Below are 26,007 nucleotides of genomic sequence, written 5' to 3'. Positions count from 1 at the left end.
AGTGAATCCTTCGGAATCAGAGCCTGCCGGTTTTTTTTGCTATAATCATCTTTTCAAAAGCGGTGTGAGTCTATACTGTTTAAATCTACGCCTTTGTTCTTTACGTGGGTGATCGGATTCGAGCCAGTAACAGGTAGTTCGCTTTGAAATTATTGAAACAAGATATCAGTATAAAATACCACCTTATTGCGTGGTTTTCTCTCGTTTTTCTCCTTATTACCGTTGTCACATCGGGTATAATCTTTTCAGGGGTTAGAGAAACTCTCAAAGAAAATATCATTTCCGAGTTGAGTTCTTCCACAGATGCCATCCGAAATATGGTCCAAACTGCCGGTCGTGTTTCCGTACGGAACAGGCTCCGGGCCATTGCTGAAAAGAACGTCGAGATTCTTGCAGGGCTGGAGGCAGAGGTGCAGGCCGGGAATCTGGATCGTGAAACTGCTCAGCTTTACGCGCGGAAGATCTTGAGCAGCCAGACTATTGGCAAAACCGGGTACATATACAGTATAACACCCCAAGGTCAGGTTACGCTGCATCCCAGCCCATCTCTGATGGGTAAAGATATCTCGGAGCAGTGGCTGGCCAAGGCTCAGGCGTCCATGCTCAGTGGATACATTGAATATGATTGGGCCAATCCAGGAGAGACCATCGCGAGACCCAAGGCGCTTTATATGGACTATTTCGAGCCTTGGAATTGGATTGTTTCCGTTTCCTCCTACCGAGAAGAATTCACTTCCCTTATTGATATCAACGATTTCAGGGCCGGCTTTGACCGATTTGGGATAGGTCCTTCCGGGTACGCATTTATTCTGGACGGACGGGGGGAAGTGATTATTCACCCCTGGCTTGCCGGGAATGTTTCCAATGGGTTGGATGCGCAGGGAAAGGAGCTTTTCAAGTCGCTGTTGGGGCGCAGGGATGGGCAGTTACAGTATCTCTGGAAAGATCCACAGCATGGAGAGCCTCGTAAGAAAATTATGGTTTATCGGTATATACCGGAGCTTGATTGGACTGTCGCGTCGGCCAGTTATCTGGATGAAGTATATGCCCCGCTGACAAAACTTCGGAATGTTCTGATCCTGGCTTCCATAGCTGCTTTGTTGCTTCTTTTTCCGATTGCGTATTACCTGGGGCTTTCGTTTTCCCGGCCCATATCCAAACTGGCAGCCAATATGTCAGCTGCGGAAAAAGGGGATATTTCGGTTCGGGCTGATATTGTCGGTGTGGGGGAAGTTGCCGAGCTGGCCAGGCATTTCAACCAATACATGGAGCAGCTTGATGAGGTCAGGCGTGGACTCCTCTCGGAGATAGAGGAACGGATCAAGGCAGAACAGCAACTCAAGCTTTTCGGCATGGTTTTCGAGCACGCTCTGGAAGGTATTTCCATTACAGACCGCCATGGAGCCATTATTGCGGTGAATCCTTCCTTCTCAACCATAACCGGTTTTGAGCCGGAAGAAGTGCTTGGGAAAAACCCGCGAGTCTTGAAATCCGACAGACATGATGCCGGTTTTTACAAGGATATGTGGAAGGTTCTGAAGGAGCGGGGAGCCTGGCATGGTGAAATATGGAATCGGCGTAAGAATGGAGAATCGTACCCGGAAATTCTGAGTATCAGTTCAATTCGAGATGAAAACGGCGATGTGAGTCACTATGTGGCTGTGTTCCATGATATCTCCGATATGAAGCTGAAGGATCAGCAGATCGAACATCAGGCATACCATGATGCGTTGACAGGTTTGCCCAACCGCGCCCTTGCTCAGGACCGACTTGGGGTGGCTCTTGCGCATGCCGGGCGGGATAAGACAAAGGTGGCGGTACTGTACCTTGATCTGGATAATTTCAAGAATGTCAATGACTCATTCGGTCATGCCAAGGGAGATGTCCTGATTCAGGAAGTTGCCAAGCAGCTGCAAATTCACTTCAAGAACGCTGATACGGTCGCACGATTGGGCGGCGATGAGTTTCTTTTGATTTTCGAGGAAGTTGGGAGTGAACACGAGGTTGCGGAGATTGCGGAAAAGGTACTGAGAGCCTTTGATGCTCCGTTCTTCATTTATGATCAGGAAGTGGAAATATCGCCCAGCATCGGTGTGACAATGTTTCCGGATGATGGAGAAACTCCCGGAGAATTGATCAAGAACGCAGACATGGCCATGTATCAGTCGAAAGCGAATGGAAAAAATTCCTATTTTCTCTTTACCAAGGAGATGAATGCGCGTGTTTTCAAGCGTATTCAGCTTGAAAGCGATATGCGGCAGGCATTGAAGGACCAGGAATTTACGGTTTTCTTCCAGCCCAAGGTCCAGTTGGGAAGCGGCGCGGTGGAAGGGGTGGAGGCTCTCGTTCGCTGGCAGAAGCCTGACGGGTCTTTGATGAGCCCTGCAGATTTCATCCCACTGGCTGAAGAAACCGGGATGATAGTCCCTCTGGGCGAATTTGTCCTTGAGACATCTTGTAAGGCCATGCAGGTTTTTGATGGCATCGGATGCTCTGACATCCGGGTTTCGGTGAATCTCTCACCGATTCAGTTCCAGCAGGATGATTTGGTTGAGATGGTAGTTTCCAGCCTTGAACGAAATGGACTGTCACCATCCAAGTTGGAACTGGAGATTACAGAGTCCACGCTCATGACCGATGTTCAGTCTTCCATTGCCAAGCTCAACCTTCTGGTGGAGCATGGGATATCCATCTCCATTGATGATTTTGGAACAGGGCACTCCTCACTGTACTATCTCAAGAATTTTCCTATTGATGTGCTCAAGGTCGATCGCTCTTTTATTCGGGATATCACGACCGACGCTTCAGACGCTCAAATTGTTGAAACGATCATTCTTATGGCCAGAAACCTGGGTATAGGGGTGGTGGCTGAAGGCGTGGAAACCAAGGAGCAGATAGAAATGCTCCGAGAATTCGGATGTGAATTGATTCAAGGATTCTATTACAGTAAACCCTTGCCCTTGGAAGAGGTTATTACATATGTCCGGTCCATCGGGACTGCGTGCATGATCGAGAGTTAGTCTTTACTCTCATCACCATAGGTTGCTCTGAGCTCAAGAATTTCATCCAGGTTTTCCATGAAAAGATCAATGATTGTCGGGTCAAAATCGGTCCCGCGATTCTGTTTCATATAATCGATGGAGTCTTCCAGGGGCCATGGTTCCTTGTGGGGGCGGTGACTGTCCAAAGCGTCGAAGACATCGGCGACGCGGGTGATTCTGCCAACAAGCGAGATCTCTTCTCCGGCAAGACCCATGGGGTATCCTTCGCCATTCCATTGTTCGTGATGTTCCAGCGCAATAATGGCTGCGAGATGCATCAACGGTCTTTCCGACCCTTTCAGAATATTATAGCCAATTGTCGGGTGTCCCTTGATGATGTCAAATTCTCTGGCATCCAGCTTGGATGGTTTCAAGAGTATGGAATCGGAGATGCCTATCTTGCCGATGTCATGCATGGGAGAGGCCAGTTTGAACTGGTTTGCTGATTCTGTATCCATACCGGAACGCAGGGCGAGAAGGTGTGAGTATTCTGCGACTCGTCGTGCATGATTTGACATTCCCATTGTGCGGCTTTCCACAACATCGCCAAGGATGAAGAGAAGATCTTTTTGCGTTTCATTGAGAACCCGATGGAGGTCAAGGTTGTCATAAGCTGCTGAAATATTGTTTGAAAAAACTTCTATGAGGTCTCTGTCAATTTCACTGATGGGACCGGAACTGCGGAGGTAAATGACACTTTCAGAATCACTGGCAGTTCTGTAGAACCCTACGAAAGTGTTATCCTTGAAGAATGTCTGTTTGTTTTTTGTTGCGAACTGTATGCTTTGAAGAGCTTCCTTGTCCCCCAAGCGTTCCAGTGGCATATCTCTGGTCAGGCTGTACTTGCCGGTGGAAGCGATAACCTTGAAACTACCGTCTTCCTTGGCTGCGGCCAGGCCGGATGCTCGAGCCATGACAGTGTCATCGTCCAGACTGAGGGTTGCTACGAGTTGTGTCAGGACACCGGAAGCGAATTCTCCTAGGGATTGAGATCTGAAAATGGTTGGAGAAGCCGCGACTATTTGTGACAGTCCAGCCCTATTTCGCTCTATGGTGCGGAGATCTCGATAGGATCTGATGGCGGTCGTCACTGTTGTGGCGAGTTTTTGTGAAGTCAGTTCCGCCTTTTCCTTGTAGTCGTTGATGTCATATTTGAAGATGACCTCCTGTTCGGGGGCCTCGCCCGGCTGGCCGGTCCGCAGGATGATACGAATGAGATTATTGTCCAATTCGTCCCTGATCCATGCGGCGAGATCCAGGCCTGCCTGGTGTGTTTCCATGACCACATCCAGGAGAATGACTGCTATATCCTGATGTTCCTTGAGCAGGCTTTTCCCTTCTTCAGCAGAAAAAGCAGAGAGGATTTCCAGGCCGTTGCCCTCGAATGTGTAATCTTCCAGGACCAGTCTGGTGACCTTGTGCACAAAGCTGTCGTCGTCTACTACCAACAGTTTCCAGAGTCGTTGTTCAATAGGGAGTGCTGTCTCTGTGGTTTCTGCTGCAAAAATTAATTCGTCATCAGTCATGCTGGATTTTCCTGTTCTTCGGAGCCATGACTCCGGTTGAGTGGCATGGTAATTACGTACTTGATGCCTTCACCTGGCGAACTTTCGAATTGAATGGAACCGCCCAGCGTCTGGGTAACGGTATTGAAAACGATATGCAGGCCAAGACCGGTGCCGCCTTCACCCCGTTTCGTAGTATAAAACGGTTCGAAAATTTTGTCTTCAGCCTCTTTCTCAAGGCCGATTCCATCATCACTGTATGTGAAAAGGAGCATATCCTTTTTGACCTCACCTCCCATGATCATTCTTCCTGACGAGCCATCCGGGTAGGCGTGTGTCAGGGAATTGACCAAGAGATTGGTGATGATCTGCATAATGGCACCAGGATAACTGAAGAGTTCGATATCCGGGCAATGGTTTTCGATGCTGTGGGTTGTTCGCTTGTATTTGGGCCTCAGACTTAAAAGGACTTCATCAACATATTCCCTGAGATTGAATTTTCTGGGTTGTTCAGAGGATTGGTCTGCCGCGACCTGTTTGAAGCTCTTGATGAGTTCTGCGGCCCTGCCGAGGTTTGTCAGAATACTCGTGGAGGATTCTTTGCCTATGTCGATAAAGCGTTTCAGGTCCGACTTTTTAAGATCGCCCGTATCGAATTTCTGGGCCAGTTCCATGATTCGTTCCTGGAGAAAGGAACTGGCGGTGACTCCGATGCCAAGAGGCGTATTGATTTCGTGTGCGACTCCGGCCACCAGGCCTCCCAGAGCGGCAAGCTTTTCGGAGAGCACCAGTTCTTCCTGGGTTTGATGCAATTGTTCCAATGAAGTCTCAAGTTCATGTTTTGCTTCTTCAAGATTGCGTGTGCGCTCGGCAACCCGAAGTTCCAATTGTTCATTGAGGTGTCGCAGTTTCTCCTCAGTATTTTTCAAGGAAGTGATATCCCGTCCTTCGGCAATGAGAAAGAGAATCTCACCTTCTTCATTGGTGGCAGGCTTGAGGGTGAATTCCACGACCATATGACTGCCAGAAGCAAGTTCATGAGTCGCTATCTTTCTGACCACTTCCCCTGTCGCTGCACTTTTTATGGCCTGTTTCAGCCAGGTCTGCATGGACTCATTTCTTCCCCACCAGGGTGTTTCCCAATAGGGTTTGTTGAGGATGTGTTCAGAAGTGACCTCAAAGGCATCAAGGATCGCTTCGTTGACCTGAATAAGGGTTCCATCCAGGCTGAGAATGGCAGAGAATTGGTATGTCTGGTTAAATATGGCGCTGAAACGTTCCGCACTGCTTTTGAGTGCGGCTTCAGATTCGCGTCGTTTGGTGATGTCCACGGATAGGATCAGGACAGCCGGTTCATCGGAGTCCGCCGGTATATACGGGAGCCGTGTTGTCTGAAGCCAATGCAGCGTTCCGTCGGCATGAAGATACGGCTCTTCCATGACCACCTTGGGAAAATTCGTTTGAAGAACCATGTTCTCATCAGCCTGCATTTGAATGATCTGTGTCGTGTCCGGGTGGACATGGGCATGAATGCTGCCAGTCAGAGCTTCGATGGATTGCCCGAGACTTTCTGCCATGGTTCTGTTCAGGAGGATGAATCGGCCTTCTCTATTTTTTGCATAGATCATGTTCGGGACCAGGTCGATAACCTGTCGCAAGCTCTCGCGATTCCTGTTCAACTCCTTGGTTCGCTTGTCGATGCCCCGTTTGAGGCGACGGTTGAAGAGCAGCAGAGACAGGGCTGCCGCGACTATCAATCCGGCCGCGATGACCATATACGGCATCCACCTGGCAAAAGTTTCCGCCCGTCTGCGATCTTTGGATATATAAATAAAATCATCGAGAGGGTGTGTGTCCTGTATTATCCCAATGGTTTTATAGGCCTCACCAATAAGTTCCCATCGCTTTCGATTCATGGACCCTACGGATATGAGCTTGGGGAAAATCAGCCTCTGCATTGTTTCGGCTTCATAGCGGAGTTCCCCGAGACTTCGTTGGGAATTATATTTCAGACGGATAAGCTCAATGATTTCCTCTGTGTGAGTCATTGCGTATACCCATCCCTTGTACGTTGCTTTGGCGAATTGTTCGACAAGCTCGGGATTTTTGCGAGCGAAGGGAAAGGAAGTGAAAAGACAGTCTCCATAAAAATCAATGCCATATGTCAATGGATTGATGATATTGATTTCATGTTCCATCAATTGCAGGCGGTAGGGCTGGTCCGTGATATAAGCAGGGATGGCGTCGGTCTCACCGTTGATGAGATCATCCAGTGACCTGGAGAGAGTTTGCAGGACCATTTCATCGCGGGTGATTCCCTGCTGGGCGAGCATGGCCCACAGAGGGGCCACAGTGCTTCCCTTGAGCATTACGCGTTTTCCGCGAAGATCGCGTGGCACCTTGATACCGGATGATGCCATGGTGACGATGACATTGGGAGAATGCTGGAAAATTGCGCCGATGACGACAACAGGTTTTCCTTGATTGTAGTCGAGCAGGAGTCTCGAGTCTCCGATGCCGAAGTCTGCTCTGCCAGCTAGAACTTCTTCAGTTACATCGGTGCCAGGGAGGCTCTCCCTCAGGATGACATCAATTCCCCTTTCCTCATAATACCCTTTGGCCTTGGCTGCATAGTACCCGGCAAACTGGAATTGATGTGTCCATTTGAGTTGGACAAGAAGGGGCCGTGTTCGGGATGGCGGAGCTGCATTTCCTCCAGCAGCAAACAGCATCAGTCCGAAAAAGATCGCTGTTGCAGTGAGAGTTGGAATGAGTCTTGTCTCTGAAGCTCTTCTACCCATGTTTCATGACTCCGCGCGAGATTCCATTATGGACTAATATGTCTTAAATTTCAGCTGGAGGCAGTTATAAATATGTGCGGCTCATCGTATGCCGAGATCGGCTCTGTATTGGGGCACTCCTGCTTTTTTTGTTGTTTCACTATGCTTGTCGAGAAGGTACACTCGCTCGGCCAGAGACGGGTTTTGAGTGAGGATATAAGTCTTTACGGCAGCAGCTCGTTGCATGGCCAGTTCATCCAGAAGATTTTTTGTGATTATGATGTGGTCCTGGATGAATTTTTCCATGATCGGGACGGGTTGGATGTCAACCATGAACAAGGTTGTTGGCCTTATATCATCAGGATCAGGCTCTTCCTTGTATGCTTCAAAGAGGAATTCTTCATATTCATCCGGGGCTATGGTCAGCTCTTCGACCGTGGTAGCCGCACGTTCCTTGCGTGAGAGAGAGTCATATTTCTGTTGTTTGAGTTTGTTGTCGAATATGACGTCCTGTAATCCTTGAGAATCGGCGATTGGGTCAATACCACCGTCGATTTCGAGTTTGAGAGCCGACCGTTGACTAAGGGCTTTGATGGTCGCCTCCAGTTTCCGTTTGCCTGCTGCATCCAGGGAATGCTTACCCGGTTCGAAAACGACGAAATCCATATTTTCGCCCCCTCCACCGAAGATAGATCCGATAAGTGAGAAGGGTGAAGCCAAAGCCTTGACAAACAGGGAGGTAATGGCACGGAAAACGATTCCGCCAATGCGGAAATCCGGGTCATCCAGACGGCCGCGAATGGGGAGATTCAGCTCCATGTCTCCATTGCTGTCCTGAAGTAGGGCCAGACCGAATTTGACAGGGACACTGGGAGCATTCGGTCGTTTGTCTTTGGCACCCAGAATCAGTTGTTCGATGAAAAATGTGTTATCTGCCGAAAGTACCCAGTTCTCAGTCTTGAATTTGACATCGGCAGACAGGCGTCCCTTTTCTATGGGATAGGCCAAACTCCTGACTGTATAGGGAGACAGGGGGACCAGTTCCAGGCCTTTCATGGAGATGTTGAGGTCCGAATAGATTGGAGTGATGATCGGATTGAGTACTCCCGTGACAGCAACCGGTGTAGGACCAACTGCCGCACTGAGTGTCATGCGCGGACGTGTTTCCCTGGCTTGTGTAATCTCTGTGAGATTGAGTTTGATGTCGTTTATTTCTGTTGTGTAGGTCGGTGAAACAGAGGCGTCACGCAAGGATATCTTTCCGTTTTGCATGGTGACTTTTCCTATCTTCAACGTCTCGAGAAAAGTTTTGGGGGAGGTTGGTGTCCCATTCTCGGCGTCAGCACGAGGGGACACCGATGTTCCGGTATCCTTTTCAGCTTCTTTGGTAGGGGCTGTCTCAGCCTCTGTTTCAGAAGACGGTTCCGGTATATGAAAAGCTCGTCGAATATTCAGTTGTCCTTTTTCGTTGAACTCCACGCTCGCTCGTGGTCCATTCAGTCCGATGGATGCAATGGTCAGGCGATATGGTTCGTTGGTGAAATTGATATCTGCGAAGTCCAAAGATTCGATTCCGGTTAGTTCTCCATGCCCTGTTTTGTCCTTGAGGCTGACTTTTTTGACTCCCGCATTCCCCTGTACGGAAAAATGCAGAGTGCCCTGTCCATTATGGGAATACTGAAGATCGGCATAGGCGGTCCCACCGGCAAAGAGTAATTCCGTGTATTCTCCGAGGATCGGGTCCAAAGCATCCAGGTTGGCATTTTTGACCCGCAGTGTGCCTTTCCCTTTCAGAGAGTTCAATGCCACTCGGCCCAGAGCGGTGATATGTCCATTCTTTCCCCATCCGGATGCGATTTCATAGGTCACAGGCTTTGGGGAATAGGTTGACATTCCGTTGATGTCAGCTTTGATGGCATTCAAATCCATGGTGGTCGTGCGGCTGAGAGTTTGGTCCTTGAAAAGAATTTTTCCCTCTTGCATATGGAATGCGGTGATGTCTGCTTTCCATTCGACTTCTTTCTCGGTGGTTGCTTTCGAGTCCTTGCCGGTTTGGGAGGGTTCCATTTTTTTATTAAATATATCAATGAGATCAAGGGTTCCTGATTTGTCCCGTTCAATCCTGATGGTTGGTTTGACCAGGGAAATGTCAGCGATGGTCAGAGCCTGGCTTGCCAGGGAGAGTGTTGTTCCTGCAAAGGTTAGGGTCTTGAAATCCAGGCTTGGGGTGGGGTTTTCAGGTATACGGAGTGCGAAGTCGGAGAAGGTCAAGGTGCCGTTACCCACGTCGAGCTCAAGAGGAGTCTCTGAAACCTTGAGCCGGAAGGAGGCCTGGGCAGTCAGGGAGCCGGAGTCCGCGATAATGGGGAATTCCCGTCCAATATATGGATTGAGGGTGGGAATATCTAGACCGTTCAGGTGGAGATTTGACTGAGCCTCAATGGGGTCAAGAGTGAGAGAGCCGTCCGCCACGATGCGCTCCGTGTTCCCGACGGAAAGGGAAAATGTGCCGGGTGTGTCCTTGCGAGTGGAGATGTCCCTTCCAGTGAGCGTTATTTCATTGAAGCTTCGTTTGAATTCTTCAGGCAGGGACCGATCCACCCAATCCACGACCCCTGTTTTCACCGCGAGGGAGTGCAGGTCCAGAAGCAGCCGGGAGTCGTCCTTGTCATTTTTACTGGAAGTCGGTTCTGTTTTTTGCTCCGCAAGGGCATACTGCTGCCAATTGAGGGAGTTGTCCTTGTTCTTTATGATCTTGCAGTATGGGTGATCAACAGTCAGATCGGTCATACTCAGCTCGTGACTCCCCAGTGAAAAATTCTCCATATCAAAAGAGATTTTCTTGAAAGAAAGGACAGTTCCTTCCCCGGGAGCTGTCAGGGAAAAGTCGTCGATAGAACCGCCGCCGCCAAGGAAAAGATGTATCTGCTTCGTATCCGGTCGGTCAAAGAAGAGAGAAATATCTGATGTAAAACGTCCCGTTGCGAGCTTCAGAGGAGTCTCGAAAGGAAGATATCCCCAATACTGACCAAGGTCGATATCCATAGCTCCGAGTTGGAATTCCGTACGCAGGGAATTATCAAAGGGCAGGATTTTTCCTTTCAATTCAAAAGGGTCACCATTGACCACCGCAGTGAATTTCGGCTGCATGAATTGTTTCCGGTCATCGAGAAAGCTCGATGTAAAAGGGATCATCATGGTCAGTTGGGAGATGACATGACGTTTGTTATGGGGTTTGTCGTCAAAGATGATGGTGGCGTTGTCCATTTCAAAACCATGAAGCGCGAAGGGGACCATCTCGTTATCTGATTTTGTCTCTGGCGTGGTCGGGGGAGTGGGTTGAGCTGGAGGAATCAGGTCCGATATGGAGTACTTCCCATCGCCGAAGAACGTAACATCCACGGTCATATTGCGGAGCGAGAGGTCCGCAATGATTGGGGCGAATCGCCACAATGAAGCGAGACTGGGCCGCAGAGACATGAATCCCAGTGAAAGCAGGTGCCCCTCATCTTCACTTTTTTTGATTTCAAGGTTCTGTATTTCCAATCGAAGGGTCAGGGGATTGAAAGTCACTTTTTCGACGGAAGTATTCCGGTGAAGCTGAATGCTGCCTTGCTCTTGAATCGCAGATTCGATGATTGGGGGGAGGACGAAGAATCCAGCCAGGACGTAGCAAAGAAAAATGACGATGAGCCAAAAGCAGACGCGGCGGCTCCGGGGAGTGGCATAAGGGATTTTGTCAAGAAAAGTCAGCATGAGGCTCTCTGTTTGAGAAGGTTTTTTAAAGCTCCCGTCAACGGTAGCAAAAAATGGCCTTTTTTGCCACTGTTCCGGCAGGTTTTGTTGTCTGTTTTTTGGAGATGAATTTGTGCGTTGTCAATGGTTTTCGGCCTGTTTTATCATGGCTTTCCCCTGGGGGGTCTGATAGTGAATTCTGCGAAAGGCGGAGGGGATCGGCCCACTCTTCAAGACTCTTTCCGAAGGCAGGGTATGATGCGTGTTTATTCAGAGACCGAAGGGACGGTCAAAAGCCTTGAAGCAGTGGTTGATAAGGCGCTTGCCGATGGAAAGGCAAAGTGTTTGATGATCATGGCATGCGATGACAACGGGTATACGAAGGAATCGATTGATGACTTCCTTCTCAGGCTTCCGGTGTCTGTCTTCGGGGGGGTGTTCCCTTTGGTTTTTCATGGCAGGGTTCCTTTGTCGAAAGGAAGTGTGGTCATCTCCATGGAAGAGGAAGCCCGAGTGGATTTTATCCCTGGCATGAGTCGCAGCGATATGGATTTCGAAGAGGTTCTCGACGAGATGGTTCAGGATGACGACCAGTTGCAGACCTTGATGATTCTGGTGGATGGCCTTTCCAGTCGAATTGGCGCGTTCATTGATGCGCTCTATGCTGTTTTCGGCCTCGAAATCAACTATATCGGCGGTGGAGCAGGATCGCTTTCCCTTCAACAAAAGCCCTGCATCATCACCAATGAAGGGCTCAAGCAGGATGGAGCCGTGGTCGCAGCATTGACCGCACGGAGCGGGATTGGTGTTAGTCATGGGTGGACTACTGTGAGTGGGCCGTACAAGGTGACGGAATCCAGAGGCAATGTCATTGAGACATTGGATTGGCGGCCTGCTTTCGAGGTGTATAGAGAGGTTGTGGAAGCTCATTCCGGGACAAAATTCATTTCGCGCCCGTTTTTTGATATCGCCCAATCCTATCCTTTCGGTATCGCCAAGATGGGGACGGAACGGGTTGTCCGCGACCCCATCACTCTCGACGGAGACAGAAACCTCATCTGCGTGGGTGAAGTTCCGGTGGGAGACTATGTGGACATATTGCACGGACAGCCAAAGACTCTCATAGAGGCCGCAGGGTTGGCTCTGACCAAGGCCAGACGAGACCTGCCGGAATCGGTTAGGCCCGGCCTGGGGCTGATTATGGACTGTGCTTCCCGCATGCTGTTTTTGGACGATGCCTTTGAAGATGAACTTGTTGCGATGGTTCCCGAGGAGACGCTGTTTGCCGGTGCATGCAGCCTTGGTGAGATAGCCAACAGCGGGAAGGATTACCTCGAATTTTACAATAAAACCGCGGTGGTCGGCTTTCTGGAGGATGCGTGAGCTCGTTTCTTCGCGAACGTATCTTTTACGAAATAGCCATGGGTATCGGCAATAGCCTGGATTTAGAGGTTATGCTGAGGGAAGCGTTGTCAACGTATCTCAGGAAGCTCAATTGTCTGGCGGGAATCGTGCTCGAAAATCGAGAAGGAGGTGATGAAACCACTTCCTTTGAATCGGTCTTTTCCATTCCCAAGCGACTGAAGCGAAAGAGCGTGGTCAGGGAAAGCCTCGAAAGTATTCCTTGCGGGCTTTCGACGGGAGCGAAGTCCGATTTCTTGCTCTCTTTGCCAATGCAGGAATGCCGGGATGGACTCAGGCATTATCTCATGGAGTTACCCGGATACGGTTTGCTCCTGCTGGTGAAAAGCGATCCGGGATTTTCCCTCCCCGAACTCAAGGCTTTAGCTCCCATAAACAGAAAACTCGCCGGAGCTTGTCTGGCCTGCACTGCCAATCAGCGTTTGCAGCGAGAGATTCTGGTGCGGGAAGCTGCCGAGGAAAAATACCGCTCCATTTTCAATAATGCCGTGGAAGGGTTGTATCAATCTTCCATGGACGGGGTGCTGCTGGAGGTCAATCCCGCTTTTGCCCGTCTTCTCGGGTTTTCTTCTCCCCGTGAGGCTGTGGAGGGCTATACGGACCTCGGAAATGAGCTGTATGTACACCAGGGGGATCGGGATCGATTTCTCGGCAGGCTTGCGGCTCGGGGCCAGGTCTCGGCCTTTGAAATCGAATATCGCCGGAAGGATGGTTCCACTGGCTGGCTTTCCCTGTCTTCCCGATTGGTTCGTGATGAGCTTGGTGTGCCTTCCTCCATAGAGGGCATGGCCGAAGATATTACATCGAGACGGCAGGCGCTTGCAGCCTTGCGGGAGGCCAAATTGGAAGCCGAACGCCTCAGCCAGCTTAAGTCGAGTATTATTTCAATGGTTTCTCATGAACTCAGGACACCCTTAACGTCTATTCTGGGATTTTCCAAGATTACGCGGAAGAGAATTCTCGACATCTTCGAACATGCTACTGGGTGTTCTGATGAGATTGCGTCGCATCTGAAACGGATTGATACGAATACCCAGGTGGTTATTTCCGAAGGGGAGCGCCTGACGGAACTGATCAACAATGTATTGGACCTTGCCAAGCTTGAAGCGGGCGGCTTCGAATGGAATATGGTTCAAATATCGATGAATGCGATACTGGAACATTCCATTGCTGCCACTGAGGTCCTTTTTCAGGAAAGCGGTGTCGAGCTGGAATGTACTATTGAGGCCGACCTCCCGCCTGTGCTGGGTGACAGGGATCGAATGATTCAGGTTGTCATCAATCTGTTATCCAATGCCGCCAAATTCACTGAAGCGGGAATCGTCAAACTTGGTGCTCGGGTGGAAGATGAGACCCTTGTTGTCGAAGTCGCGGATACCGGTGTCGGCGTTCCGCCGGATGAAGTCGTTTTGATCTTTGATAAATTCCGCCAACTGGGGAATACCTTGACAGATAAGCCCAAGGGAACTGGATTGGGATTGCCCATATGTAAAGAAATAGTGGAACATCACAACGGGAGAATCTGGGTTGAGTCTGTTGTGGGTGAGGGGAGTGTTTTTGCGTTTAGTCTACCGATATCCTCTCTGCCGGACTGATTCCTTTCATTGCCCGCAGCTCTTGGCGTGGAGTTCCCGCTGTATGGGGTGGGAGTGTGTGCTCAATGCCCAATCAGTTGGCGGCTGATGCTGGCGATGAGATCATGTTTGAGTATGGGCTTCATGATGAAGTCGCCAATACCTATGTCTCGGAGACGGTCATATGAGACAGCATCGGAAAATCCAGTACAGAGAATAATCGGCATATCAGGACGGATTTTCAATATCTCCCGTGCCAACTCCATGCCGTTCATGTTGGGCATGGTCTGGTCCGTTATGACCAGATCGTACTCTCCGGCCCGGTGCCTGAAAGCTTCGAGCGCCTCAATGGATGAGGTGCGGGTGACCACTTCAAAGCCACAGGCGACGAGCATTTCCCTCCCGATATCGGTAAGTGGCTTTTCATCGTCCACGAAAAGTATCCTGCCTTCACGGAAGACCAGTTCGCTGGTCGCTTCGGCGACGGGGCGTTCGTCCATGGCTGTTTTGGGCAGGAAGACATGGAAAGTCGCTCCCTGTCCCAGATGATTTTCAAGTTCAAGATAGCCGTCATGCCTTTTCACGATACCATGGACCATGGCCAACCCCATACCAGTCCCCTCGCCTTGTTTTTTTGTCGTGAAAAATGGATCGAAAATTCGTTCGACAACATCGGTCGGGATGCCGTTTCCCGTGTCTGAAACCGAGAGACGTACGAATCGCTCAGGACTTCCCAATCCTTCTGAAGGGAAAATTTCATCACCATGGGAAGCATCGGTGAGCGTTACGGTGAGCGTGCCTCCCCTGGCCTTCATGGCATAGGATGCGTTGGCGCACAGGTTGAGCATGATCTGATGCATTTGGGTGGGGTCGGCCAGGACGCTGTCCTGGTCCGTTTCCATGCGAGAGATGATTTCCACGTTGGTCGGCATGCTTGAGCGCAGGAGCTTGAGGGCTTCCTTGATCAGGGGGGTCAGGGTCATGGGGTGGCGTTCCTGTGGTCCCTGTCGTGAAAAATTGAGAATCTGGTTCACGAGATCGCGGGCACGTTTTCCGGCTCGAGCAATCTCCCTGACCCGGCGCTCAAGCCCGGATTCCGGTTCGGCCGAACTCTCGATGATCTCGGCATAGCCCAGAATGACGCCGAGGATGTTGTTGAAATCATGGGCAATACCCCCTGCCAGGGTCCCCAGAGCTTCCATCTTTTGCGATTGCCGGAGCTGTTCCTCAAGCCGTTTCGGTTCGGACATGTCGAAGATGTATCCGCGAAGCTCTTCGAGCTTTCCTTCTTCGCTGAAAACGGTATCGAAGTTGGCCAGCAGGTGTTGGTTGATGCCCCCGCGCCTGAGCACGATTTCGTGGTTTGTCACGCGATGGTGCCCTGCGATGATTTCATGCAGTGGCTCGGACGCTCCCATGATATCCCACAGCGTGAAAATGTCTTGCCCATGCGCATCCTGTGGGGAATCAAAGTTGAAGAGAGTGGTAAAGGCTCCATTGCAATCAAGGATGAGTCCGTCACCGTCTGCGGCAAAATTGCCGGTAATGTCCTTTTCGAAAAGCATGCGGTATCGACGCTCACTGGCCTGGAGTTCGCGAAGAACAGAGGCGCGTTTGGCAATGTCGAGCCTGAGGCGACGGTTGACGGCGTTCAGTTCGGCTGTTCGGGCTTCGACTTTGGAGGTCAGCGTCTCATTGAGTTCATAGAGACGATTTTCCAAGTCCCGTTTGGAGCAGAGCGATGCGGCTATCTGTTTGAGTTCGGCCGAGCGAAAAGGCTTTTGGACATAGAGCAGCTTTTCGGGCGGACACACCCGTTTATTTATTTCCTTGAGCGGTACACTGGCTTCGGAAGAGAGAAGCACGATTTCGATATGGTGATCCAGGGCGCGAATCTTTTCAGCCAGATCAATTCCGGCCATGGTGGGCCTGCCGCCGAGATGAACTTCCACCAGGGCTATGGCAAAGGGGTTTTTCTTCGCCAGGGAGTTTGCCATGGTGGAGAGGGCCTGCTCGGGTGAGAGACATGGAATAACCTCGAAGATCGGGTTGTTCGCTTCCGCCCTGATTTCTTCCTGTGAAGGAAGTTGCAGGTCATCATTGAAGAGAGCCTCCAGCTCCGCAGGCTCTTCACCCTCGAAACAAAGGACATCCCGGTATCGGGTCAGCATTTCCTCGTCGTGATCCACGGCGAGAACGCGAAAACGGCGGGTCTCTTCGGCCAAAGGGTGTTCCTCCTGATGGGCCGAGTTTCGGTTCGTGGCCCAGTTGGTCGCCCAAACATATTGAATTCCGGGTGAAAAGGGAAGGTCACACAAGGCTTGTGACGGTCCCGGCCGGGCAGCGGAGGGGTGCCCGGCCGGAATTTCAAGGGACAGTACGCATTCTTCTGATTTCAAGGAGTCCCTTTTTTAGAGATGGGTGTCCTTCTGTGAAGGGATGATGCGTTCGTATACTGTGGCTCTGTCGAGTTTGAGGGCGGTCAGGACGTCAGACCGGGCGGCCTGCGCCGACTCGATTGAGTCGTAATCGCCGACGAGGACCCGATACCAGAGCCCCTTGGGGCCGAGGTCCACCTGGTTGATCCAGGGGATGAACCCTTGCTTTTTCAGTTCGGCGCAGTGGTTGAACGCCCACTCGTGATCTCGCCATGAGCTGACATGGAGCCCATAGCTCTTCTTCTCTATAGTATCCCCGTCCTCCGGTATCCTCGAGACAGTCTGAATGGAGGATGGCGGCGGACTTGCGACTGCGGGAGATGCCGCAAGCCCGCCGGTGTTCTGCTCCGAGTCGGGGAATGACTCAGGGAGCAGAGGGTTCGGGGTGGAACCGCTTTGTGAAGTGGTCTTGGCAACGAGCCTGAACCGAGTGGCCATACGGGCGCGTTTCAGATTCTCGGCAGCTTTGACGTAGAAATTGGGCGAGAGTTCTATGGCCCGTTTGAAATAGGGAATAGCTTTGTCCGGGTGGTTGTCAGCAAGAAGGACATAGCCGAGATTGTTGTTCGCTCTGGATTCTCCCCCTGCGTACTTGAATGATTCCAATGCTTCATCCAGTCGATTCATCCGAGCCAGAGCCAAGCCGAGATTGTTGTATGTGCGGGAAGAGACATCGCCGTTCTTCAGGGCCGATCTGAACGCGTTCACAGCTTGCTCGTATTGGTCCTGTGCTATGTGTACGACACCAAGATTGTTGTAGATTTCAGTGGAACTTCCGGTGTGGTTGAGATCGAGGGCCGCTGTGAAATTTTCTACGGCACTGCCATAGTTCCCGTCCCGGTCATCAAGGATGCCAAGATAATTATGCGCTTTCCAGAGCAGCGGGTTGAGGCGGATAGCCTTTTCAAGATGGACTCTGGCTTCCTTGTATAATCCAGCACGGAAATACACTGCACCGGCACTGGCATTGGCGATGGCATGATCCGGGTCTTTTCCAAGAACCTTCATGAATTCACTCAAGGCTTGTTCGTCCAATCCTTTGAGAACAAGAAGATTTCCCTTCTTGACCCTGATATCGAGATTGTCGGGGCTGATGGCCAAGGCGGTATTGTAATGCACGAAAGCCATCTCATAGTTTTTGCGGCGTATCAGGCCGTCGGCTATCTTCTCATGTTGTTCGGCAGTCAGATTGACCTGTTTTTTCTTTCCATACGCAAACTCCTTGAATGAAGGATCACTTTTCGCCTTCCCCGCACAGCCGGTGAGGGTTATCAGGGCTATAATGGCAAGAATGATGTGGATTGACTTTCTCATGTCTTTGTCTCCTTGTTCCAGTCGCGTCAGCCGTTGAGCTGCGAAAAAACATCTATGAGCACAATCACGGCAGGCCCCATGATAGCGATGAACAGCGCGGGAAGAATAAAAGTGATCAGGGGTAAAAGGAGCAGGACCGGGAGCTTTGCCGCCTTTTCCTCCGCCCGTTGAGAGCGTTTGGTCCGCATGGCATCGGAATAGACACGCAAGGTGCGGCCGACGCTGATACCGAAAATATCAGCTTGTACGAGTAATGAGGTCAGGCTGCTCAGATCCTCCTGCCCCACTCTTTCGGAGAGGGAACGAAGGGCATCTGCCCGGCCTTTACCGGCTCGTAATTCAAGGGTTAGAATCTTGAGTTCGAGACTGATGATCGGACCTGAATTCCTGAGTTCCCGTTGGACGCGTTCAATGGCTTGGTCAAGGCCCATACCCGATTCCACGCAAACCACCAGAAGGTCGAGGGCATCAGGAAGTTCATTTGCAACGGCCAGTTGGCGGTTCGCAATGCGTTTCTTCAACCAGAATTCCGGACCATAGATACCTGCCGCTGCAAATCCGAGGGTCCCGAAGCTCGTGTAGGTTAAATCCATATCCGGGGAGAAGAGGAATCGGAAGGCCAGGAATCCTCCACCGAGAACAAAAGCCATGACCGCTTTGGCTCCCTGAAATCGGGTGGCCATACCGTGTGCCCGTAATCCTGCCTGGATCAGGGCGATACGAGTCTTGCCGGTCTCTTCGGATTCTTTGGGACTGATCCTGGCACCCATTCGTTCGAAAAGGGAGCTGAATTTCGACCACAGGTCACTGAAGGCGGCGGATGACGTGGTGGCGGCCGGAACTCCGGATACGCGTTCTCGCAGGCGGGCGGAATCGCTTGCACTGCCGAAGTAGCTCGCAATACCGTACCCGGCCAGGAGGACCGAGGTAAAGCCAACGGCAGCGGCGAAATAAGGGATGAGATTTGTCATGTTTCTCCCTCTTTACACTTTGATCTTGACCATTTTTCGCATCACTACGATGCCGACGCTCATGGCGATGATTGCACCCCAGGTCATGGTCCGGCCCAGTTCAGTGGTCCAGAGTCGAGACATATATTCCGGGTTGAGCATATAGAGCGCGCCGGAAATGAAAAAGGGGAGTGAGGCAAGCAATATGGCTGAGATGCGACCTTCGGCGGACAGCACCTTGATCTTGCCGAACAAGACGAACCGTTCGCGGACGAGGCTGGCGATGTTGGAAATGATCTCCGCCAGGTTGCCACCGGTTTCGCGCTGGATGTTGATTGAGACGATAAAGAATTTGAGGTCTGTCACATCCACGCGATTTTGCAGGTTTGCCATGGCGCGGTCCACGTCCATGCCGAAATTGATTTCATCAATGGTGGTGCGGAATTCGCTCCCTATGGGGTCTTCGAATTCATCCGCGACCATTCGCATGGCTCCGCCAAAAGTATGGCCGGCCTTGAGCGCCCGGCTCATGAGATCGAGAGCTTCGGGGAGCTGTGTCTGAAAACGATCCATGCGGCTTGTTCTGAGCTTTTGAAGATACAGGATGGGCATGATACCGCAGACGCCTGCAAGAGCCACGGCAACCATTAGATTTTGGGCAAAGATGATGCCGATATATATCCCGATCAGCCCGAGCAGGGCACATACCAGGAGATAAACTCCGGCTGATCCTTTGGCATTGGCCTGCTTGATCGTCTCTTCCAGATTGGCGGCAAAGCGGAGTTTTTTGAGTGCCCGATTGAACCACGGCATGGTGCTCATGGCGGTCTGTTTGAGAATCAGGTCAATGGAATCCGATTCCACTTCGGTCAGGGCAAATTGGCGAAGGCGCTGCTTGACCCGTCCTTCTGCTTCGTCTCGACGGGAGCGCAGGAGCGCCCCGATGCCCATGAAGAGCAGGAAAAGGACCGCCGCACTTCCCAGGGCGATGAGGATTGTTATGGTCATGACAGCTCTCCCACTTGTGGTCTTGGTGAGGCTTTGAACATGTCCCCCGGAAAGGTAAAGCCCATCCGTTCGAGTTTTTCGGCAAATTTAGGGCGAATACCGCGAGCTGTGAAATATCCTTCCACCTTACCTTGTTTGCTGACGTTGGTCTGTTCGAATGAAAAGATTTCCTGCATGGTGATCATCTCTCCCTCCATACCACTGACTTCCTGAATGGAGATAACTTTTCTTGTCCCGTCCACCATGCGGGTGGCCTGGATAATGACATCAATTGCCGAGGAGATGTATCGTTTCATGGACATGGGAGAGAGGTTCAATCCGGCCATGGAGACCATGGTTTCCAGTCGCATCAAGGCATCACGCGGTGTGTTGGCATGAATCGTGGTCAGAGATCCATCGTGGCCCGTATTCATGGCCTGGAGCATATCCAGTGCTTCTGAAGCGCGGCACTCTCCGACGATGATCCGGTCAGGGCGCATGCGCAGGCAGTTCTTGACCAGCTCGCGTTGATCTATCTCCCCTTTGCCTTCGATATTGGCCGGACGTGTTTCCAGTCGAACAACGTGGTCCTGCTTGAGTTGCAGTTCGGCCGCGTCCTCAATGGTGACGATACGTTCGTCTTCGGGGATATTGCGCGACAGGCAGTTGAGCAGCGTTGTCTTCCCTGAGCCGGTTCCGCCCGATATGAGGACGTTCAAGCGAGCCTTGACAATGCCGTCCATGAGTCTGGCCATGGGTTCGGTCAGCGAATTGAAACTGATAAGATGGCTTATTTCGAGGGGGTCTTTGGAAAATTTGCGTATGGAGAGCGAAGGACCATCGATGGCCAGAGGCGGAATCACGGCGTTGACACGGGAACCGTCCATGAGTCGGGCATCGCACAGGGGTTGGGATTCATCGATACGGCGGCCGACCTGAGAGACGATACGGTCGATGATTTTGCGCAGATGATCGTCATCCTTGAATCTGGCTGGGGTCGGCTCCAATTTGCCTGCGCGCTCCACATATATCTGCTTGTATCCATTGACCAGTATGTCGTTGACTGTCGGGTCCTTGATGTACGGCTCCAGCGGTCCCAAACCAATGACTTCATCCTGGATTTCCGAGAGCATACGTTTTCGTTCTGCCAGATTGAGAGGCGCGCTCTGGAATTCCTCCCAGAGCAAGCCTTCCGTGACCTTGGCTATTTCTCCACGCATCTCGGCTTCACTGAGGCTATCGAGGAGAGACAAGTCGATGATGTCGATCAACCGATCATGGATACGAGTCTTGATGTCAAAGTAGTGGTCCGCAAGTTCGGTGCTTCTGGACGAGGACGTTTTCCTTGAAGCTGTGGGCTTGCCTGCCTTGGGTGTCTTCTTATTCAATCGTGCTGCAAGATTCATGAGACAGCCCCCGCTAATTTGGCATCAATCATGTCCTTTTTGCGTGAAAAGAGAGAGGCGAACGGAAAGGAAAAGGAGCGGGACTTGGGTTGCTTGCGGTGGTCCAGCCCCCTGGCCATGGCGATGATGGTCTTGGCAGCGGGTGATTTTGGGTAGGACTTGACCAGGGGAGTGCCCTGATTCAAGGCGGATTGGACTGATGAGGTATCTTCCGGGATAACCCAGGGAATCCGACGGGAGAGTACATCCGCCGCTTCAGCCACGCCAATGGTGGTATCCTTGGTGACTCTGTTCGCTATCAGGGTCATGCGTCTTTCGGCATCCGGGTCCTGACTGCGTATGGACTCTATCAGTCGGGAAGTCCGAGCCAGACTCGGGAGTGTCAGATGCAGGGGGAGCAGGATGGAGTCGGCCATTTCCACTTCCTTGGTCAATTTGCCGCTCTCCGGGAAATTCGTGTCGATGATGACAAAGTCGTAACTTTGGCGGAGTTGTTCGAGAATGAGGTAGAGAGTCTGTGCATCGGGCCGGTCTCCTTCGGCGGGACCGGGCATAATATGCAGGCCGGAGGGGTGCTCTGTCACGAGTGAATGCAGGTAGGTCGCGTCCAGGCGCGAGACGTCCTGCATCAAGTCACCCCATGTGTATTCGGGCTTGAGGTCGAGGAAGTACTGGACCTCCCCGTTCGGGCGACGCAGATCGAGCAGAAGCGTGCGTCCAGGCGCTCGCCTGTTCAATTCCCAGGCAAGGTTCACGGCTACGGTCGTGTTGCCGAGTCCGGCCTTGCCACTCATCAGGCTGATAATCCGTCCTTTCTCTCCAGTATCACTGTCCAGACTGGAGCGCATGGCCGTGCGCATGATTGCCGCGCGAAAATCATTTTCCTCTATGGGGAAGTGCAAAAATTCACGGATACCGTTTCTCATGCCTCGGATAAGGATGTCCGAATCAGCATGACTGCCAGCAAGATAGACATCTTCGGCCTGACCGGACTCCAGGGCGTGAATGATATGCGGAAGGTCCTCGTTCACGGAGTCGCCAGGTTCGTATATCAACACCCCCATCTCGTCATTTTCTTCATCAGCCAGACGCACCATGTAGTTTGATGCGATTATCCGCTCCAGCTTCTTTCGTTCTTCGCTGTCAATAAGCGCCAGTGTGACAGGTATTATTCTGTTGTTCATCGGTTCCCCCTTTATCGCGGATCATGCCTAATGGATGATCCTTACAGCCTTGGCGGTTCCGGCCCCCTCATCTCCAAAAGGGGACAGAACGTCAAAAAGTGTCAGGTCAAGCAGCAGAATCGTTATCATGAACGCCATGAACAACAATTCTCGCCAGTAATATGAATATCTGGACCACATGTTACTTGGTCCCGATAATCGTTTCGGACACGGATGGCCCGCTTGCGGCTTCTGTCTTTGGTCCCGCATCATATTTTTTTGCAACGGAAGCGGCATAGCGCCCATTCAGCCCGACAACAGGAGCATCGCCACCTGCCTCGGGATTGAATATTTGTTGTTTGACCGCCATGCGGACGGAACTGCCAAAAGGAATGGTTGATTCCTTGTGCTCTACCTGTGTCAGGCTGCATCCGGCCTGAAGCAGGATGCCGATAGCCACTATCGAAACAAGTCTCTTTTTCATGAGTCGTTCCTCGTTCTCTTCCCTATTGGGACCAAGAATGGCCGAATTGACCGTCAAAACCGTTTTCGGGGCGGACCACGGTTGCAGTTCCGGATGATTTGCCTTCCGCTTTGGCCGAAGTCGCTTCTTCCGTGGGTGTGTTTTCCCCCTCCAGGAGGCCGAGCATGTAGAACTCATAGTCGCTTGGTTCTTTGAATCCATCTGTGGGCAAAGTCTGGCTGGCCATGTCGATGGGCTTGACCAAATGCGCGGTGACGATGATCACAAGTTCCGTCTTGTCCTTGGAAAAGTCAGTGCTGCGGAAGAGAGTTCCAAGTATCGGAACGTCTCCCAGTACCGGAAAGCGGGTATTGTTTTCCTTGAGGGACTCGCTGATCAGACCGGCGATGGCAAAGGATTGGCCATCTGCAAGGTCAATGACAGTGGATGCGCGACGAGTCTTGATGGCCGGGATTTCATAGCCGTCATAGGGCAGAGCCTGGGTGTAATCGAGTTCGGAGACCTCCGGGCTGACTTGAAGGTTGATGGCCCCGGAGCTGAGAACCGTGGGGGTGAACCCGAGCCCCACTCCGAATGGCTTGAATTCGACCGAAACCGTGCCAAGCGAACCTGGCATTGGGATGGGGATTTCACCGCCCACGAGGAAATTTGCCGACTCACCGGAAACGCATGTCAGGTTTGGTTCGGCCAGCAATTTGGCCAATCCCTGAGTTTTGAGGGCGTCAATGAATCCGGTGATGGATGTGTTGCCGCTGGTGTAACTGGCCACGCCAGTGATGTGGTCTGTCAGATTGATCACCCCGTCCCCATCCGAAGAAAGACTCGTGAGGTTGTTCAGGAATGAGTATAACGTAAAATTGCTGAATGTCGCTGCGAGGTTGACGCCCATACGTTTGAGGACGGTCCGGCTCATTTCCGCGACCCTGACTTCAAGCATGACTTGTTGAACTCCGTCCACACGCAGAAGGTTGACGACTTTTTCCGGGGCTTCGGCTTCGGCCAGGGCAAGAACGCTGGTGAGGTTGCCGGTGCTGGTCACGTAGCCGGACAGGGTGATGGATTCCCCGGATGAGAGGACTTGGATCCCCTTCTCCTCCGGCAGAATTTCATGAATCATGCGCTTGAGTCGCGTTACATCCGGAGTAATGACCAGATCGTACACAGCGGAGACCGTCGAGCCTTCCCATAGGGTCAGAGTCGTGGTTCCCAGTGTTTGCCCGGTAATGTATATCTGTGTGGGAGAAAGCACCACGATGGATGCTGATCCAGGTTGGGCTATGGAGACTCGACTGACTGGTTTGTCCGTGTTCAGTATGGTGGATTTGTCGAGCACTATGCGGATCACGCCTGGTGCTTCCGTGTTCATGATCTGCACGTCAGCCATGGCTGTTCCGGGGAGTATCACTGCCAGAAGCAGGAAAAGATATATGGTATTGGGTGTCTTCATGGCTGCTCCTAGAACTTCAGGGTCCGGGAATCGCCGCCGGTGATGACTTCGACCTTGACCCGAGAACGGCTGGTTCGCCTCTGACGGGGCTTTGGCTTGGGGCGCAATGCCGCGAGCGCCTTGCGGGCCGTGACTCCGGTTGTCAGAACCTTTGCGGTATCCTGTTCGTTGCGCAGGGCGAAATTCAAGGTCCCCTGGGTCGCGGCCAGGGCCAACCGTTCACTTTCCGCTGGTGAAAGTTCCAGGGTATAGACATCCACGGATGCGGTCTTGCCTTCGGCGTTGGGCGGGGAAAGTTCTGTTCCAGTGGCGATGATTTTGATTCGTTCGAGAACCAGCTTGGTGACAGGCTTCTCGTCATACCCTTCGGGCAGGGTGACAATCACATCCACACGATCACCAGGCCGGACGAATCCGGCCAGTCCCATGACTGAGTTTCCCTTGACCGACATGGCGCGTTTCCCCGGTTCAATGAGGGCGGAGACACCGCCTCCCATGATGGAGGGGTCTGCCAATTTGGACTTGGTGACCGCTTCATTGCCGGAAATATTCGTATTCAGCACACGGCCTTCTATCTCCTTGATCGAAGCGAAGGACCCGGTCGGTTTGGAGTCTGGGGTGAACTGTTTGACCGTGAGCATGTCGGAGACGAGCTTGCTCCCGCGATGGATGTCCTCTCGTGCCACAACCACGCCCACAGTGGAAGCTTCCGTTCTGGGGGCGGGTTGTTTGGTCAGTTTGACCGACCACATGAAAATGAGGCCGCCAGCGGCAATGGCCAGCATCAGGGCTATACCTATCTGGAGGAGTGCTCGTGTTGATTTGCTCATGGTGTTTCCCCTGCCTTACAGAGCCAGCACTGTGCCGGTCTGTGTATAGTTGAAAATCATGGCTCCCAGAGTACCTATGGTAATGGCGACGCCGTAGCACAGGCGGGGGAGAGTCTTCTTCGCCTCAATGGGGGAATAGTCGAAGGTTCTGGTGGACAGGGTTCGCAGAAAGGTGCCCCAGATGTTCATGAAAATGGCCTTCATGTACTCTCTGTGCCGTATCATGACCAGCAGGGCATATATGCCGCCGATAATGCTGGTTAACAAAAATGCGGTGAAGGTGGTGTTGACGCCGAGCCATGCGCCGATTCCGGCCATGAGTTTAACATCTCCTGCCCCCATCATGCCGAGGAGGAACGGGATGAACATGACGAATAGTCCCAGTGCAAAGCCGGAACTGCTGAGGATTAGTCCGTCCCACCCTGCGTGGATGGTATGTGCGCCCAATCCGGTGGTGATGAGAGGAAAAGTGAGCCAGTTGTATATGCGCTGGCGTTTCAGGTCGGTGACAGTGGCGATGGCAAGTGCCGCTGCAAGGACGCTGCTGATGATGATATCCATGGTTCCCCCGATATGAGCCAAGGTTCCGTGCGTCATCCGTTTTCCCCTCGGACGACAGGACCGGGACGAGCGGGCTGCTTTCCCGCAAGCCCCGGTCCGGCTGCTCTGGCTGCTTCCGTTAAACGGTAAAATTATGCTCCATGCTCCGGCTTATGATGCCGTTGCAGTCTCCATCTCGGTAGCGATGGTGCTGAAAGTCTTGGTAACAGCGTCGCCAAGCTGGGTCACGGCGGTGATGATGCCCAGGGCGATGAGTGCAGCGAGAAGGCCGTATTCCAGGGCAGTTGCGCCTTCTTCGTTCATGATCAGATTTTTGATGATAGACATTGTGTTTCTCCTTGTTTGACTTGGCTCATGGATGAGCCGAAAA

General features: G+C 51.9%; 17 protein-coding genes. 3 read left to right on the top strand and 14 right to left on the bottom strand.

What is annotated here, in order from left to right:
- The first annotated feature begins 143 nt into the window (after positions 1-143).
- Positions 144-3,020, top strand: coding sequence for a bifunctional diguanylate cyclase/phosphodiesterase (locus BN4_RS07385; RefSeq protein WP_015414751.1), 2,877 nt, complete (start codon positions 144-146; stop codon positions 3,018-3,020).
- Here BN4_RS07385 and BN4_RS07380 read toward each other — a convergent pair.
- The 3 genes from BN4_RS07380 to BN4_RS07370 form a co-directional block, all read right to left on the bottom strand.
- Entirely contained in the window at positions 3,017-4,567 is a 1,551-nt protein-coding gene (locus tag BN4_RS07380; protein ID WP_015414750.1) for a response regulator, read from the bottom strand. The genes BN4_RS07385 and BN4_RS07380 overlap by 4 nt on opposite strands.
- Positions 4,564-7,347, bottom strand: a complete 2,784-nt coding sequence (locus tag BN4_RS07375) for an ABC transporter substrate-binding protein (protein WP_015414749.1) — start codon at positions 7,345-7,347, stop codon at positions 4,564-4,566. Before BN4_RS07375 ends, BN4_RS07380 begins: the two co-directional genes overlap by 4 nt.
- 81 nt (positions 7,348-7,428) lie before the next feature.
- Positions 7,429-11,082, bottom strand: coding sequence for a DUF748 domain-containing protein (locus BN4_RS07370; protein WP_015414748.1), 3,654 nt, complete (start codon positions 11,080-11,082; stop codon positions 7,429-7,431).
- A 234-nt stretch (positions 11,083-11,316) separates the two neighbouring features.
- Here BN4_RS07370 and BN4_RS07365 point away from each other — a divergent pair, with 234 nt between their 5' ends.
- A complete protein-coding gene (locus BN4_RS07365; protein WP_015414747.1) occupies positions 11,317-12,444 on the top strand; it encodes an FIST signal transduction protein in 1,128 nt (375 codons plus the stop codon).
- Positions 12,441-14,078: a PAS domain-containing sensor histidine kinase gene (locus BN4_RS07360; RefSeq protein WP_015414746.1), complete on the top strand. Its 1,638-nt coding sequence runs from the start codon at positions 12,441-12,443 to the stop codon at positions 14,076-14,078. The genes BN4_RS07365 and BN4_RS07360 overlap by 4 nt, the downstream gene beginning before the upstream one ends.
- A gap of 62 nt (positions 14,079-14,140) precedes the next feature.
- Here BN4_RS07360 and BN4_RS07355 read toward each other — a convergent pair whose 3' ends face one another.
- The 11 genes from BN4_RS07355 to BN4_RS07305 form a co-directional block, all read right to left on the bottom strand.
- A complete protein-coding gene (locus BN4_RS07355) occupies positions 14,141-16,456 on the bottom strand; it encodes a hybrid sensor histidine kinase/response regulator (protein WP_322785973.1) in 2,316 nt (771 codons plus the stop codon).
- A gap of 12 nt (positions 16,457-16,468) precedes the next feature.
- Entirely contained in the window at positions 16,469-17,809 is a 1,341-nt protein-coding gene (locus tag BN4_RS07350; RefSeq protein WP_015414744.1) for an SPOR domain-containing protein, read from the bottom strand.
- A 26-nt stretch (positions 17,810-17,835) separates the two neighbouring features.
- Positions 17,836-18,780 (bottom strand): type II secretion system F family protein, encoded by a 945-nt coding sequence (locus BN4_RS07345; protein ID WP_015414743.1) that lies wholly within the window; start codon positions 18,778-18,780, stop codon positions 17,836-17,838.
- Between the two features lie 12 nt (positions 18,781-18,792).
- Positions 18,793-19,767, bottom strand: a complete 975-nt coding sequence (locus BN4_RS07340) for a type II secretion system F family protein (protein WP_015414742.1) — start codon at positions 19,765-19,767, stop codon at positions 18,793-18,795.
- Entirely contained in the window at positions 19,764-21,152 is a 1,389-nt protein-coding gene (locus tag BN4_RS07335; RefSeq protein WP_015414741.1) for a CpaF family protein, read from the bottom strand. Before BN4_RS07335 ends, BN4_RS07340 begins: the two co-directional genes overlap by 4 nt.
- Complete coding sequence (locus tag BN4_RS07330; protein WP_015414740.1) at positions 21,149-22,336, bottom strand: AAA family ATPase; 1,188 nt, start codon at positions 22,334-22,336, stop codon at positions 21,149-21,151. Before BN4_RS07330 ends, BN4_RS07335 begins: the two co-directional genes overlap by 4 nt.
- Positions 22,337-22,517: 181 nt before the next feature.
- A complete protein-coding gene (locus BN4_RS07325; protein WP_015414739.1) occupies positions 22,518-22,799 on the bottom strand; it encodes a hypothetical protein in 282 nt (93 codons plus the stop codon).
- A gap of 22 nt (positions 22,800-22,821) precedes the next feature.
- Positions 22,822-24,246, bottom strand: a complete 1,425-nt coding sequence (locus tag BN4_RS07320; RefSeq protein ID WP_015414738.1) for a type II and III secretion system protein family protein — start codon at positions 24,244-24,246, stop codon at positions 22,822-22,824.
- A gap of 8 nt (positions 24,247-24,254) precedes the next feature.
- Positions 24,255-25,076 (bottom strand): Flp pilus assembly protein CpaB, encoded by an 822-nt coding sequence (gene cpaB, locus BN4_RS07315; protein WP_015414737.1) that lies wholly within the window; start codon positions 25,074-25,076, stop codon positions 24,255-24,257.
- A 15-nt stretch (positions 25,077-25,091) separates the two neighbouring features.
- A complete protein-coding gene (locus BN4_RS07310) occupies positions 25,092-25,673 on the bottom strand; it encodes an A24 family peptidase (RefSeq protein WP_015414736.1) in 582 nt (193 codons plus the stop codon).
- A 114-nt stretch (positions 25,674-25,787) separates the two neighbouring features.
- The gene (locus BN4_RS07305; RefSeq protein WP_015414735.1) at positions 25,788-25,964 is read right to left on the bottom strand and encodes a Flp family type IVb pilin; all 177 of its coding nucleotides are present in this window, start codon (positions 25,962-25,964) and stop codon (positions 25,788-25,790) included.
- Between the last annotated feature and the right edge of the window lie 43 nt (positions 25,965-26,007).

The sequence above is a fragment of the Pseudodesulfovibrio piezophilus C1TLV30 genome (genome assembly GCF_000341895.1).
In the GTDB taxonomy this organism is placed as follows: Bacteria; Desulfobacterota; Desulfovibrionia; order Desulfovibrionales; family Desulfovibrionaceae; genus Pseudodesulfovibrio; species Pseudodesulfovibrio piezophilus.
The sequence above is the reverse complement of the archived record's forward strand: the minus strand, read 5'-3'. Positions and strand labels throughout refer to the sequence as shown.

What these genes read in the sequence shown, in the direction of transcription:
- BN4_RS07370 (WP_015414748.1), bottom strand. Translation starts at nt 11,082, where the DNA reads ATGCTGACTTTTCTTGACAAAATCCCTTATGCCACTCCCCGGAGCCGC.
- cpaB (WP_015414737.1), bottom strand. Translation starts at nt 25,076, where the DNA reads ATGAGCAAATCAACACGAGCACTCCTCCAGATAGGTATAGCCCTGATG.
- BN4_RS07310 (WP_015414736.1), bottom strand. Translation starts at nt 25,673, where the DNA reads ATGACGCACGGAACCTTGGCTCATATCGGGGGAACCATGGATATCATC.
- BN4_RS07330 (WP_015414740.1), bottom strand. Translation starts at nt 22,336, where the DNA reads ATGAACAACAGAATAATACCTGTCACACTGGCGCTTATTGACAGCGAA.
- BN4_RS07320 (WP_015414738.1), bottom strand. Translation starts at nt 24,246, where the DNA reads ATGAAGACACCCAATACCATATATCTTTTCCTGCTTCTGGCAGTGATA.
- BN4_RS07380 (WP_015414750.1), bottom strand. Translation starts at nt 4,567, where the DNA reads ATGACTGATGACGAATTAATTTTTGCAGCAGAAACCACAGAGACAGCA.
- BN4_RS07335 (WP_015414741.1), bottom strand. Translation starts at nt 21,152, where the DNA reads ATGAATCTTGCAGCACGATTGAATAAGAAGACACCCAAGGCAGGCAAG.
- BN4_RS07305 (WP_015414735.1), bottom strand. Translation starts at nt 25,964, where the DNA reads ATGTCTATCATCAAAAATCTGATCATGAACGAAGAAGGCGCAACTGCC.
- BN4_RS07325 (WP_015414739.1), bottom strand. Translation starts at nt 22,799, where the DNA reads ATGAAAAAGAGACTTGTTTCGATAGTGGCTATCGGCATCCTGCTTCAG.
- BN4_RS07350 (WP_015414744.1), bottom strand. Translation starts at nt 17,809, where the DNA reads ATGAGAAAGTCAATCCACATCATTCTTGCCATTATAGCCCTGATAACC.
- BN4_RS07375 (WP_015414749.1), bottom strand. Translation starts at nt 7,347, where the DNA reads ATGGGTAGAAGAGCTTCAGAGACAAGACTCATTCCAACTCTCACTGCA.
- BN4_RS07340 (WP_015414742.1), bottom strand. Translation starts at nt 19,767, where the DNA reads ATGACCATAACAATCCTCATCGCCCTGGGAAGTGCGGCGGTCCTTTTC.
- BN4_RS07365 (WP_015414747.1), top strand. Translation starts at nt 11,317, where the DNA reads ATGATGCGTGTTTATTCAGAGACCGAAGGGACGGTCAAAAGCCTTGAA.
- BN4_RS07345 (WP_015414743.1), bottom strand. Translation starts at nt 18,780, where the DNA reads ATGACAAATCTCATCCCTTATTTCGCCGCTGCCGTTGGCTTTACCTCG.